The sequence below is a fragment of the Jannaschia marina genome, from assembly GCF_013404595.1.
Taxonomy (GTDB): Bacteria; Pseudomonadota; Alphaproteobacteria; order Rhodobacterales; family Rhodobacteraceae; genus Jannaschia; species Jannaschia marina.
The window spans coordinates 24551-36926 of sequence record NZ_JABVAX010000002.1 but is presented as its reverse complement, the minus strand read 5'-3'; the positions used below and the strand labels follow the sequence as shown (position 1 = coordinate 36926).

The following is a 12376-nucleotide window of genomic DNA, read 5'->3' as shown; positions in this document are numbered from 1 at the left end:
CGCTCAGCGCCCGTGCGGATGGGCGCGGGCGTAGGTCTCCATCAGGTGCACCTGATCGACCGCGGTATAGGCCTGCGTCGTCGACAGACTGGCATGGCCCAGCAATTCCTGGATCGACCGCAGATCGCCCCCCGCCTCCAGAAGATGCGTCGCGAAGCTGTGTCGCAACGCGTGCGGCGTGGCCGAGGCCGGCAGGCCCAGCTGCATCCGCGCCTGCGCCATCACGCCCGCCACCTGACGGGCGCTCAGCGCGCCCCCGCGGGCCCCGCGAAAGAGCGGACCCCCGGCGTCCAGCTCGTAGGGACAAGCCGCTGCGTAGCGCTCCACCGCCGCCCGCGCGACCGGGAGCACCGGCACGAGCCGCTCCTTGCCGCCCTTGCCCCGGATCCGCAGCACATCGGCCAGCGGCGCATCCGCGCCCCTGAGCCCCAACCCTTCAGAGATGCGCAGCCCGCACCCGTAGAGCACCGTCACCACCGCCACGTCGCGCGCCGCGATCCAAGGGGTCGTGTGCTGCATCCCCACCGTCTCGATCAGGTCCTTCGCCGCCTCCTGCGAAACCGGTCGTGGCAGGGGTTTGCGAAACTTCGGAGCCCGCGTCGCCAGGATCGCGGTCGGGTCGAACCCCTCCCGCTCGCTCAGCCACCGGATGAACGACTTCACCGCCGAGAGCCGCCGCGCGACCGAGCGCGCGCCGCTGCCCCGCACCCGCTCGGAGGCCATCCAGGCGCGCATGTCGGCCGTCGCGATCGCCCCGATCTCCCGCAGGCCCATCGGCCCGCCGCGATGCCCGGCCTGAAACGCGAGGAAGCGCGCCACGTCGCGCGAATAGGCCGTCAGCGTGTTCTCCGCCGCCCCGTCGAGCGCGCGCAGGTGATCGAGCCAGGCCGTCAGCGCATCGCGCGCGCCCGGGCTGATCTCCAGTGTCACGTCAGATGCCGGGCCAGCACGCGCTCGAACGCCCGGGTAAAGAACGTCAGAAGCTCGGTGCCCTGATTGGCGCGGAACTGGTGCGGGTCCTCCGACCCGAAGGCCAGCATCGCCGGCAAGCGCCCGGCCCCGAGCTCGATCTTCAGCAACGCCTCGGACCGGACCCAGGCCGCATCGGGTCCGAAGACCCACTGCGACGCCGGATTGCACTGCCGCAAGGTGACCTGCCGCACGGGCACGTCCCGCCCCTGCGTGATGTATTGCTGCACGAAGCCCGCATCGACGGGCGAAACCGCGTCATGCGGGGCCGTCTCGGGCGCGGTGCTCTCGAGAACGAGGCGCACGCGGTCGACGCGCACGATGTCGGCCAGTTCCCCGGGCAGCAGATCGAGCAACTCGCCCAGCGTCTCCGCCTCCAGAAGCTTCAGGACGCAGCGATGGATCTGGTTCGTCCCCGCGAGGTTCTCGTAGGCGGCGGCGATGACGCTGCGATGCGTGTCCTCCAGCCGGTCGAGCCGCGCCTCCAGCCGCTCCATCGCAATGCCTCGCAGGTCAACGATGTTCTTGCCCATCTGCCGCTCGTTCGCGGCGATGAGCGCGCGCATCAGGTCGCGGTCCTCTAGGATCATCTCGGGGTCGGTCATCACGCGGTCCCGCCAATCGGCGGCCGCCTGCGCACTCGTCTCTGCCATCTGCTCTCTCTTCGGTCTGATGCCGGTTTGAGGCAGGGCTAGCACGGATGCGACATCCGCCGAGGGGAAAATCGCAGCGGTGGGCCGCTTTCCGCGCGGGGTGTGACCGGCATGTCCTGCGTGGCGCGAAACAGCATCCGGCGCGGGCCGGAGGCCGCGCATCGCGGGGCCGCCCCCGGCCCGGCGATTTGGCATTCTCAAAGGATCTTGATCCCCGCCTTCTTCGCGTCGGCGAGGAAGCCATCGAGCCCCTTGTCCGTCAGGACGTGGTTGATCATCCCCTTGATGACGCCCGGCGGGGCCGTCGCCACGTCCGCCCCGATCAGCGCGGCCTCCTTCATGTGGTTCGCGCTGCGGATCGACGCGGCCAGGATCTCGGTCTCGAAACCATAGTTGTCGTACATCGTGCGGATGTCCTGGATAAGCTCCATCCCGTCGAGGTTCAGGTCGTCGAGCCGGCCGATGAAGGGCGAGATGAAGGTCGCGCCCGCCTTCGCCGCCAGAAGCGCCTGATTCACGCTGAAGCAGAGCGTCACATTCACCTTCGTGCCCTCGTCCGAGAGCGCCTTGCAGGTCTTCAGGCCCGCCCAGGTCAGCGGCACCTTCACGCAGATGTTGTCGGCGATCTTGGCAAGGTGCCGCCCCTCGGCCAGCATCTCCTCGTGGTCGACCGCCACGACCTCGGCCGAGACGGGACCGTCGACCAGATCGCAGATCTCCTTCGTCACCTCGAGGATGTCGCGCCCCGACTTCGCGATGAGCGAGGGGTTGGTCGTCACCCCGTCGACCATCCCGGTGTCGTTCAGCTCGGCAATGGCGTCGATGTCGGCGGTATCAACGAAGAATTTCATGGTGTCCTCGGGGGTCAGATGGTTAGCTGGCGTGACGGTGCGCATGTTAGCGCAAACAATTACCGGGGGCCAGACAGGCATGGATATCACCTTGTGGCTCACCTTCGTGGCCGCCTCAACCGCCCTTCTGATGATCCCCGGGCCGACGATCCTCCTCGTGATGAGCTATGCGCTCAGCCAGGGCCGCCGCGTCGCCGTCGCCTCCGCCGCCGGGGTCGCGCTCGGCGATGCCGTGGCCATGTCCGCCTCCCTCGCCGGTCTCGGCGCCCTCGTGCTGGCTTCGGCCACGCTCTTCACCGCGCTCAAGTGGATCGGGGCGGCCTATCTCGTCTGGATGGGCTGGAAGCTCCTGCGCTCCGCCGACGGCGCACGGCTCGGCCGGATCGGCGGAACCGGAGACACGCCCGCCCGCACCGTCTTCACTCAGGCCGCGATCGTCACCGCGCTCAACCCGAAGTCCATCGTCTTCTTCATCGCCTTCGTGCCGCAGTTCATCCGCCCCGACGCGGCCCTCCTGCCGCAGTTCGTGATCCTGACCGCCACCTTCGTCACCCTCGCCGCGATGAACGCCCTCGCCTACGCCCTTCTCGCCGACCGTCTCCGCGCCGGTCTGAAACGCCCGGCCGTGCTGCGCCGGATGACACAGGCCGGCGGCGTGGCGCTCATGGGGATGGGCGTGGTCACGGCGCTGACCCGGAGAGCCGCCTGAGGTTTTGTACAAAACGCGCAACCGGGCCCCGCAACTCTGTACAAAACGTCCAATTCGCCGCCTCTGGCATCCGCGCGGCCGAGGGGCGATATGATCTCCATGTCGCGCTTCCACCCCCCCGGCACACCCGTCGCGGTGCTCACCACGCAGCCCCTCGACCGCGCCCTCGACTACCGCGCCCCCGCCGAGGGCGTGGAGGACGGGGCCTATGTCGAGGTGCCGCTCGGGCCACGCAAGGTGCTCGGCGTCGTCTGGGGCACGGGCACGGGTGATTGGCCGGTCGAGAAGTTGCGCCCGATCCTGCGCATCCTGCCGGTGCCGCCGATGGCGCAGCCATTCCGGGATTTCATAGAAAGATCAGCATCCTACACCCTGACGCCGCTTCCCGCGATGCTCCGCCTCGGCCTGCGCGCGCCGGGCCTTGGCGACCCGCCCGGCAAGCGCCGGGTCTACAGCCTCGGCACCGGTGAACCCGATCGCGCGACCGACGCGCGCACCGCCGTTCTCCAGGCCCTGCGGGAGCGGCCGGGCGACGTCTTCGCGCTGTCCGAGCTCGCCGACATGGCCGGTGTTTCCACCAGCGTCGTCAAGGGGTTGGTCAAATCCGGCGCGATCCTCGAACAGGCCACCGCCCGCGATGCGGACTATCCGACCCTCGACCCAAAGCGCCCCGGCAAGACCTTGGCTCCCGATCAGGGCGAAGCGGCACAGGCCCTTCGAACGTCCGTGAAATCAAAAACTTACGGAACGACTCTCCTCAAGGGCGTGACCGGTTCCGGCAAGACCGAGGTCTATCTGGAAGCCGTTGCCGAGGCGCTGGCGCAGGGCCGTCAGGCGCTGGTCCTCCTGCCCGAGATTGCGCTCACGGCCGAGTTCCTCACCCGTGTCGAAGCCCGCTTCGGCGCGCGCCCGGCCGAGTGGCACTCCGGCGTCACCCAGGCCGAGCGCCGCCGCTGCTGGTCCCGCGTGTCCACCGGGCAGGCGCGTCTCGTGGTCGGTGCCAGATCCTCGCTTTTCCTTCCGTTTCAGAACCTTGGCCTCATCGTCGTCGACGAGGAACACGACACCTCCTACAAGCAGGAGGACGGTGTCCTCTACTCCGCCCGCGACATGGCGGTACTGCGCGCCAGCTGCGAAGGCGCTCAGGTCGTTCTTGCCACGGCCACCCCCTCGCTCGAAAGTTGGGCCAACGCGGAACTGGGCAAATACAAGCGGCTCGACCTCACCTCCCGCTTCGGCGAGGCCGTCCTGCCCAAACTCGCCACGATCGACATGCGCGACGCGGACCTGCCCGGCGGCCGCTGGATCTCGCCTGCCCTGCAACGGGCTATCGAAACGCGGCTGATCGCGGGGGAACAGAGCCTCGTCTTCCTCAACCGTCGTGGCTACGCCCCCGTCACGCTCTGCCGCGCCTGCGGGCAGCAGGTCGCCTGCCACCAATGCGACGCGCGCATGGTCGAGCACCGGTTCCTGAAGCGTCTGATGTGCCACCAGTGCGGCGAAAGCGCGCCGATGCCTCCGGCCTGCCCCTCCTGCGGTGTCGAGGGCAAGCTGGCCGCCGTTGGCCCGGGGGTGGAGCGGATGGCCGAGGAGGTCACCGCGCTCTTTCCCGAGGCGCGCGTGGCGATCCTGTCGTCCGACCTCTTCGGCTCGGCCCGCAGCCTCAAGGCCAAGGTCGAGGAGATCGCGGAGGGCGGCGCGGACATCATCGTCGGTACGCAGCTCGTGGCAAAGGGGCACAACTTCCCGCGCCTCACGCTCGTCGGCGTGATCGACGCCGACCTCGGGCTGCAGGGCTCGGACCTGCGCGCCGCAGAGCGCACGTTCCAGCTGATGCGCCAGGTCTCGGGCCGGGCCGGCCGGGCGGAGAAGCCGGGCGAGGCACTCCTGCAGACCTATCAGCCCGAACATCCCGTCATCCGCGCCATCCTCTCGGGCGACGAGGAGGCCTTCCTGCGGGAGGAGGCGGCGCAACGCCGCGCCGCCGGCGTGCCGCCCTACGGGCGCATGGCGGGCATCGTCATTTCCGACCCGGAGGCGGCGGTCGCGTTCGATCTGGGCAACGCCCTCGCGCGCAACACGGCCCCGCTCGAGGAAATCGGCGCCGAGGTCTACGGCCCGGCCCCCGCGCCCATCGCGCGCATCCGCGGCCGCCACCGCGTCCGCCTGCTGGTCAAGGCCCCGCGGCAGGCCCCGATCCAGCCCGCCCTCACCGCCTGGGTCGCCCGCGTCACCGTGCCCCGCTCCACGCGGCTCAGCATCGACATCGACCCGCAGTCCTTCCTCTGACCTCCATCTTCCTGCCGAAAATACTCGACCGCCCCGATGCCGCAGCGGCACAGCGCAGCATTGCTCCCTCCGCGCCACGGGCCTAGAACGGCCTGACGTTCCGGGAGCCTGAGACATGACCGCCGCACCGAAACCCCAGCCGGGGATCATGGACATCGACCTCTACGTCGGCGGGGCGTCGAAGGTCGCGGGTGTCGACGACATCCTGAAACTGTCCTCGAACGAGAACCCTCACGGTGCACCCGAGAGCGCGCGGGCGGCGGCGGCCGAGGCCGCGAGTGCGATGCACCTCTACCCCTCGACCGATCACGCCGGCCTGCGCGCCGCCATCGGCGAGGTGCACGGGCTCGACCCCGACCGCATCATCTGCGGCGTGGGATCGGACGAGATCATCCACTTCCTCTGTCAGGCCTACGTCGGACCGGGCGACGCGGTGCTCCACTCGGAGCACGCCTTCCTGATGTACGGCATCAGCGCCCGCGCCGCTGGAGCGGACGTGCAGGTCGTGGAGGAGACGGCGCGCACGGTCGACGTGGACAAGCTGATTGCCGGCATGACGGAGGCGACGAAGCTCGTCTTCATCGCGAACCCCGCAAACCCGACCGGCACGTTCCTCAACGGTCAGGACGTGACGCGGCTGGCCGACGGGCTGCCGGACGGATGCCTTCTGGTGCTCGACGGGGCCTATGCGGAATACGTGCCTGATTTCGACGGGGGCCTCGGCCTCGCGACGACGCGCGACAACGTCTTCGTCACGCGCACCTTCTCCAAGATGTACGGGCTCGGGGGCCTGCGCGTGGGCTGGGGCTATGGCCCGCGCGAGATCGTCGACGTGCTGAACCGGATCCGGGGGCCGTTCAACCTCTCGAACGTGGCGCTGGCCGCCGCCGAGGCCGCGATGCGCGACCGTGACTTTGCCGCGCGGTGTCTCGCCGACAACACCACGCAGCGGGAACGGCTGCGCGCGGGGCTTGCCGAACTCGGCCTGCCGTCGGATGCGTCCGAGGCGAACTTCGTGCTGGCCCGCTTCGCGAGCGAGGCCGAGGCCCGCGATGCCGACACCTTCCTCAAGTCACGCGGCGTCATCGTCCGTCACCCGGTCAGCTACGGTCTGGCGCAATGCCTGCGCATGACGGTCGGAGACGAGAGCGGGACCACGCGGCTCCTCGACGCCCTCGGCGCGTGGCGGGAGAGCCGGGCATGAGCGCGATCTACGAGCGTGTGGCGCTGATCGGGCTGGGGCTCATCGCCGGGTCCATGGGGCTGCGGATGAAGCGCGACGGGCTCGCCCGGGAGATCGTGGGCACGGCGCGCTCGGCAGAGACGCGGGCCGTCGCGACGGAGCTCGGCCTCTGCGACCGCGTGACCGAGACGGCGGCCGAGGCCGTCGCGGGGGCCGACCTCGTGGTCCTCTGCGTGCCCGTGGGCGCGATGGAGGCCGTCGCAGCCGAGATCGGCCCGCACCTCGCCCCCGGCACCACGGTGAGCGACGTGGGCTCCGTCAAGGGCGCGGTCATCACGGCCGTTGCACCGCATCTGCCCGACGGTGTGCATTTCGTCCCCGCGCATCCGCTCGCGGGGACCGAGCACTCGGGGCCGCGATCCGGCTTTCCCGAGCTTTTCGACAACCGCTGGTGCCTCCTGACACCCGTGGGGGACGTGCCCGAGGCGACCGACCGTCTCGCCCGGCTCTGGCGCGCGATGGGCTCCAACGTCGAGACGATGGACCCCGATCACCACGACCGCGTGCTGGCCGTGGTCTCCCACGCGCCGCATCTCATCGCCTATACGATGGTGGGCGTGGCGGACGACCTCCGCCGCGTCACGGAAAGCGAGGTCATCCAGTATTCCGCGACCGGCTTCCGGGATTTCACGCGCATCGCGGCCAGCGACCCGACGATGTGGCGCGACGTCTTCCTCAGCAACAAGGACGCGACACTGGAGATCCTCGGCCGGTTCACCGAGGAACTCTTCGCGCTGCAACGGGCCATCCGCACCGGCGACGGCGATCTGCTGCACGACTACTTCACCCGCACGCGCGCGATCCGACGTGGTATCATCGAGGCCGGCCAGGACACCGACAGGGCCAACTTCGGACGGGGGGACGCACCATGAGATACCTTGCAGCAGCCCTCATCGCCGCGCTTGCCGTTCCGGCCATGGCCGAGATGCGCCCCACGCCGCGCCCGACGCTCGAAGTCGAGGTGATGTCGACACGCGGCACGACGGAGGTGCCCGAGATCACGGCGATCCCCCGGTCGGTCCGCCCCGTCGAGCGGCGCACGATGGAGGAGCGGCTCGCGCAGATGGTCGCCGCGGCGATCCGCACGCCGGAGCCACGCATCGACGCGGGCGGCAGCATCCGGCGCTCGGGCCGTCCGAGCCTGCGCCCCGCCGACCTGATCCTTGCCGCAAGCCGCACGCCGCGCCGGCAGGCCGGCACCGGCATCTGCGGGCCCGGCTCCATCCAGGCAACCCGGATCGAGCCGGTGCGCGGCGCGGGCGGCTGCGGCATCCCCGATGCGGTGCGCGTCACCGCGGTCAGCGGCGTCGCGCTCAGCCGGCCGACGCGCATGAACTGCGCCACCGCCGTCGCGCTCGACAATTGGGTGCGGCAGGGCGTCGTGCCGACGGTGGGCCGCACCGGCGGCGGGGTCGTCGCGCTGCAGGTGGCCGCCGGCTACTCCTGCCGAACCCGCAACAACCAGTCGGGCGCGCGGCTCAGCGAGCATGCCAAGGGCAACGCGATCGATATTTCCGCGATCACGCTCGCCAACGGAGAACAGCTCTCGGTCCTCAACGACTGGGGGCGCGGCTCCAAGGGGCGGCTTCTGCGCACGCTCTGGCAGCGGGCCTGCGGGCCGTTCGGCACGGTGCTGGGCCCCGAATCCGACCGCTTCCACCGCGATCACTTCCATTTCGACGTGGCCGCCTACCGCTCGGGCCCCTACTGCCGCTAGGCCCTCAGCGCTCGGTCAGTTTCAACTCGATCCGGCGGTTGCGGGCGCGGGCCTCCTCGGTGCCGGCAGGATCGACCGGGCGGAACTCGCCGAAACCGGTCGGGGCCAGCCGGTCCGGCGGCACGCCGAGCTCCTCGATCATGTAAAGCGCGACCGAAAGCGCCCGGCCCTGGCTCAGTTCCCAGTTGTTGGCGTATTTGCCGAGACCCGAGAGCGGCTGGTCGTCGGTGTGGCCGTCGATGCGCAGGACCCAGTCGATGCCCTCGGGGATCTGATCGGCCACGTCGAGGATGATCCCCGCGACCTGCGCGATCTGCTGGCGGCCCGCGGGCTGCAACTCCACCTGCCCCGGCGGGAAGAGAACCTCCGAGGAGAAGACGAAGCGGTCGCCCACGATCTCGACGCCCTCCCGCCCGGCGAAGACCTCGCGCAGCTGCCCGAAGAATTCCGAGCGGAAGCGCTCCAGTTGCTCGGCCTCGCGGGCGAGGCGTTCGGCGCGGGCCTTCTCCTCGGCGGCGACCTGCGCGAGCGCGGCGTTGAGCCTCGTGCCGAGGCTGTCGATCTGCACCTGCGCCTCCGCGTCGCGCTCCTCGGCCGCCGAGAGAAGGTTCTGCAGCCCGCCCAGCTGGGCGCGGAGTTCCGCAACCTGCTGGTTGAGCACCGCGGCCTCGCGCTGCGCGGCGATGCGGTCGTCGTTGACGCGGGCCAGCTCCTCCCGCGCCTGCGACAGCAGCGCCGCCGTGCGGTCGGCATCGCTCAGCGCACGGCCCGCCTCCTCCTCGGCCGAGAGGCGCCCGGCAAGCGCGGCGGCCAGGCTGTCGCGCAACTCGGCCTCGGTCGCGCGCGCGGCCTCCTGCGCGGCAAGGACGTCGTTCAGCCGCGTCTCGAGCGCCATGCGCCGGGCATCGGCCTCGGTCTCGCCCTCCGTTCGCGCCGCGAGATCGGCCTCGAGCCTGGCAATCTCGGCGCGGAGGTCGTCCTCGGTCACATCCGATGTTTCCAGCCGTGCGAGGGCCGTGGCCAGCCGCGCCTCAATACCGGCACCGGCTTCTTCTTCCGCTTCGAGATTGAGCAGCGCCTGCGCCAGCCGGTCGGTCAGGTCATCGCGGGCGACCTGCGTCGCCGCGAGCAGCGTCAGCGTTTCCTCTGCCTTGCGCCGCTGCTCCTCGAGCGCGAGCGTCATCGCCGTCAGCTCGGCGTCCGAGTTCGCCAGCCGCTCGCGCAGGGCCTCGGCGGCGGCGGCCTCGGCCAGTCGCGTCGCCTCCGCCTCCGACAGGGCGGTGTCCTGCTCGGCCAACCGTCGGCGCAGGGCCTCCGCCGCGGCAAGCTCCGCCAGCCCAGCGGCCTCCGCGGCATCCAGCTCCGCTTGCAGGTTGGTGGCCTCGGCTTCCAGTGCCGCGACCTCGGCCTCGGACCCTTCGAGCGCCGCAAGCGCCTGGGCAAGCGATGCGTCCCGCGTCTCCGCCTCGGCGCGCAGATCGGCGAGAAGCGCCTCCAGAGCCTCGCGCCGGGCCGCGGCGAGCCGGGCCGCCTCGGCACTCGCGTCGATCTCCTCGCGCGCGCTGGCGAGGGCGAGTTGCAACGCCTCCCGTTCGTCGATGATGCGGCCAAGCTCGCCCTGCGTCGTGCGCAACTCGTCGGCCAGGGCGCTGCGCTCGCCCTCGGTCGTGTCGAGCGACGCCTGCAGCCGGTCGCGCGTGGCGATGAGGCTCGCCACCTGCTCCTCGAAGCTGGCGACCCGCGTCTCGAGGTCGTCGCGCTGCGCCGAGAGCGTGGCGATGAGCGCGCGCTGGCTGTCCCGCTCTTCACCAAGGGCCGCCACCTCGTCCTCGAGCCGCGCGGCGCGCTGGTTCTCGAGGCCGAGCGCCCGCGACAGCTGCGCGACCTGCTCGCCGAGGGCGTCGAGTTCCTGCCCCTGCCCCTCGATCGTCTCCGAGAGGACGAACTGGACGATCATGAAGATCGACAGAACGAACATCAGGACGAGGAGGAGAGCGGTCATCGCGTCGACGAAGCCCGGCCAGACATTGGCTGTGAACCTTTGCCCGCTGCGCCGCACGAAGGCCATGTCAGCCCTCGTCCTGTTCGGCCTGCCCCATGGAGGCCTGCACCTGCCGGTTCAATTGTCGGAGCGTGCGGGTAAGCGAGCCCAGATCGCCACGCAGGTCGTCGACCGCGGCCTGACGGCTCTGCTGCAACTCCTCGAAGACCTTCAGGAGCTGAACGTCGATGGAGCGCAGGCGCATCCGGCTTTCGGCATCGAGCCCGCCGTCACCGCCCCCGGTCGAGCCCTCGAGCACGGTCACGATGTTCTGCTGTCCGTCGGCCACGCGGTTGAGCGCCTCGACCGTACCGCCGCCGGCCTCCATCCGGTTCGCCATGGCCGTCACCGACTCCGAGAGGGTCGCCATCTTGGCGTCGGCGGCCAGACGCCCGGCCTCGGCCTTGGCAAACATGTCCTGCAGGCTCTCCATCTGGTAGTTCATGTGGTCGAGCACGGCGGCGAGCGAATACTGGTCGATCGTCTCCTCGCCGCCGTCTCCGACGAGGCCGACGCGGGTGATCGACGACAACCAGTCCTCCATCTCGCGGTAGAAGCGGTTCTGCCCGTGGCCCGCGAAAAGCTCCAGAAGGCCCACGACGAGCGACCCGGCCAGACCGAGCAACGAGGAGGCGAAGGCCGTTCCCATGCCCGCCAGCTGGCTCTCGAGCCCGCCGATGAGCCGCCCGAAGACGGCCACGCCCTCCTCGCCATTCTCGGGATTGAGGTTGCGGATCGTGTCGACGACGGCCGGCACGGTCGTGGCGAGACCCCAGAAGGTGCCGAGAAGGCCGAGGAAGATCAGTGTATTGACGATGTAGCGGGTGATGTCGCGCGCTTCCTCCATCCGCGCGCCGACCGAATCGAGGATCGAGCGGGAGGAGGAGGCCGAGATCTGGCTGCGCGCCGACCGCGACCGCAGGAGCGCGGCGAGCGGCGCGAGGAGGCCCGGCGGACGCGCGATGTCGTGGCCCGCCCGTTGCTCCGCAAAGCCCTCGATCCAGGCGACGGAGCTGAAGAGCTGGAACACCTGCGCGAAACAGGCCAGCACACCGAGGACGAAGACGGCGATGATCGTGCCGTTGAGCCAGGGGTTGGCCGCGAAGATCGGCGCAACCTGCGGGTAGGCGACGAAGACGGCCGCACCCACCGCCGCAAGGACGGCCAGCATCTGCACGATCTGGCGGATCGGCTGGGAGAACTGCGTCTCCTGTTCGAGCGGTTTGTTCGCCATCTGCCCTCGCGGCCGTTTCGGGGCCTTTGTGATTGGCGAAACCCTAGCGGCGGCGCGATTCACTCACAAGCGCGCGTCAGGGGGCCTCCATGATCTGTTGCACGCGCGTGACCAGCCAGGCCATGTCCTCATCCGGGATGCCGAGCTCCACGAGGCCCGCGGCCGATCGCGTGAGGTATTCGTGGTTGGGTCCACGCCCGCCCTGGGCGCGGGCCATGATCTGTGCCTGTTCTTCCAGCGTGAGATGCGGGCAATATTGCACATGGTCGGTGTTGATGACGTAGGCGAGCGCGGTGATCGGGGCACCGTCCTCGCTCAGGAGCGTCACCTGCTGCTCGTAGTAGGCGGAGGAGATCAACTCCCGCGCGCGCAACTCCTCGAGTGCGGCCTCGGGTTCCGCGGCCCGGATGGCAAGCCCGGTGCAGGACGCGCCCGAATGTGGTTCCAGCGCGAGGACGAGGCCCGGGTCGTCCTCGGATCCGCGGTGGTGGATCGACCACATGCAGAAGCTGCGCCGGAAGTCGGCCAGCGACGCGCGCCGGGTCTCGGCCACGGCGATCCCGGGGTTCCAGATGAGCGAGCCATAGCCGAAAACCCAGAGTTCCCCCGCCTCACCCATGACCGCTCCTTTTCCACACCGCCTCCCCCGGATAGACGGGGCGGAACCGAT

At 70.1% G+C, this 12376-nt stretch carries 11 protein-coding genes; 5 read left to right on the top strand and 6 right to left on the bottom strand.

Going from position 1 to position 12376, the window contains the following annotated elements:
* Positions 1 to 3: 3 nt before the first annotated feature.
* The 3 genes from HSX43_RS03855 to fsa form a co-directional block, all read right to left on the bottom strand.
* Entirely contained in the window at positions 4 to 930 is a 927-nt protein-coding gene (locus HSX43_RS03855; protein ID WP_179378789.1) for a tyrosine recombinase XerC, read from the bottom strand.
* Positions 927 to 1622 carry a DUF484 family protein gene (locus HSX43_RS03850; RefSeq protein WP_179378788.1) on the bottom strand — a complete coding sequence of 232 codons (696 nt, stop codon included), beginning with the start codon at positions 1620 to 1622 and terminating at the stop codon, positions 927 to 929. The genes HSX43_RS03855 and HSX43_RS03850 overlap by 4 nt, the downstream gene beginning before the upstream one ends.
* 197 nt (positions 1623 to 1819) lie before the next feature.
* Positions 1820 to 2473, bottom strand: coding sequence for a fructose-6-phosphate aldolase (fsa, locus tag HSX43_RS03845; protein WP_179378787.1), 654 nt, complete (start codon positions 2471 to 2473; stop codon positions 1820 to 1822).
* Positions 2474 to 2552: 79 nt separating this feature from the next.
* Between fsa and HSX43_RS03840 the strand changes: the two genes are divergently transcribed.
* The 5 genes from HSX43_RS03840 (at position 2553) to HSX43_RS03820 (ending at position 8431) form a co-directional block, all read left to right on the top strand.
* Positions 2553 to 3182 carry a LysE family translocator gene (locus HSX43_RS03840; protein WP_179378786.1) on the top strand — a complete coding sequence of 210 codons (630 nt, stop codon included), beginning with the start codon at positions 2553 to 2555 and terminating at the stop codon, positions 3180 to 3182.
* 90 nt (positions 3183 to 3272) lie between these two features.
* The gene (locus HSX43_RS03835; protein WP_407929358.1) at positions 3273 to 5471 is read left to right on the top strand and encodes a primosomal protein N'; all 2199 of its coding nucleotides are present in this window, start codon (positions 3273 to 3275) and stop codon (positions 5469 to 5471) included.
* 115 nt (positions 5472 to 5586) lie between these two features.
* Positions 5587 to 6675: a histidinol-phosphate transaminase gene (gene hisC, locus HSX43_RS03830; protein WP_179378784.1), complete on the top strand. Its 1089-nt coding sequence runs from the start codon at positions 5587 to 5589 to the stop codon at positions 6673 to 6675.
* A complete protein-coding gene (locus tag HSX43_RS03825; protein ID WP_179378783.1) occupies positions 6672 to 7586 on the top strand; it encodes a prephenate/arogenate dehydrogenase family protein in 915 nt (304 codons plus the stop codon). Before hisC ends, HSX43_RS03825 begins: the two co-directional genes overlap by 4 nt.
* Entirely contained in the window at positions 7583 to 8431 is an 849-nt protein-coding gene (locus tag HSX43_RS03820; protein ID WP_235962492.1) for an extensin-like domain-containing protein, read from the top strand. The genes HSX43_RS03825 and HSX43_RS03820 overlap by 4 nt, the downstream gene beginning before the upstream one ends.
* 4 nt (positions 8432 to 8435) lie before the next feature.
* Here HSX43_RS03820 and HSX43_RS03815 read toward each other — a convergent pair whose 3' ends face one another.
* The 3 genes from HSX43_RS03815 to HSX43_RS03805 form a co-directional block, all read right to left on the bottom strand.
* Positions 8436 to 10499 (bottom strand): peptidoglycan -binding protein, encoded by a 2064-nt coding sequence (locus HSX43_RS03815; protein ID WP_179378782.1) that lies wholly within the window; start codon positions 10497 to 10499, stop codon positions 8436 to 8438.
* Position 10500: 1 nt separating this feature from the next.
* The gene (locus HSX43_RS03810) at positions 10501 to 11706 is read right to left on the bottom strand and encodes a biopolymer transporter ExbB (RefSeq protein ID WP_179378781.1); all 1206 of its coding nucleotides are present in this window, start codon (positions 11704 to 11706) and stop codon (positions 10501 to 10503) included.
* Between the two features lie 76 nt (positions 11707 to 11782).
* On the bottom strand, positions 11783 to 12325 hold the full coding sequence (locus HSX43_RS03805) for a gamma-glutamylcyclotransferase (RefSeq protein ID WP_179378780.1): 543 nt from the start codon (positions 12323 to 12325) through the stop codon (positions 11783 to 11785).
* Positions 12326 to 12376: the final 51 nt, after the last annotated feature.

Excerpts from the sequence above, each read along its gene's own strand:
- HSX43_RS03840 (WP_179378786.1), top strand. The coding sequence starts at position 2,553 with ATGGATATCACCTTGTGGCTCACCTTCGTGGCCGCCTCAACCGCCCTT.
- HSX43_RS03820 (WP_235962492.1), top strand. The coding sequence starts at position 7,583 with ATGAGATACCTTGCAGCAGCCCTCATCGCCGCGCTTGCCGTTCCGGCC.
- fsa (WP_179378787.1), bottom strand. The coding sequence starts at position 2,473 with ATGAAATTCTTCGTTGATACCGCCGACATCGACGCCATTGCCGAGCTG.
- HSX43_RS03850 (WP_179378788.1), bottom strand. The coding sequence starts at position 1,622 with ATGGCAGAGACGAGTGCGCAGGCGGCCGCCGATTGGCGGGACCGCGTG.
- HSX43_RS03815 (WP_179378782.1), bottom strand. The coding sequence starts at position 10,499 with ATGGCCTTCGTGCGGCGCAGCGGGCAAAGGTTCACAGCCAATGTCTGG.
- HSX43_RS03825 (WP_179378783.1), top strand. The coding sequence starts at position 6,672 with ATGAGCGCGATCTACGAGCGTGTGGCGCTGATCGGGCTGGGGCTCATC.
- hisC (WP_179378784.1), top strand. The coding sequence starts at position 5,587 with ATGACCGCCGCACCGAAACCCCAGCCGGGGATCATGGACATCGACCTC.
- HSX43_RS03835 (WP_407929358.1), top strand. The coding sequence starts at position 3,273 with ATGATCTCCATGTCGCGCTTCCACCCCCCCGGCACACCCGTCGCGGTG.
- HSX43_RS03810 (WP_179378781.1), bottom strand. The coding sequence starts at position 11,706 with ATGGCGAACAAACCGCTCGAACAGGAGACGCAGTTCTCCCAGCCGATC.
- HSX43_RS03805 (WP_179378780.1), bottom strand. The coding sequence starts at position 12,325 with ATGGGTGAGGCGGGGGAACTCTGGGTTTTCGGCTATGGCTCGCTCATC.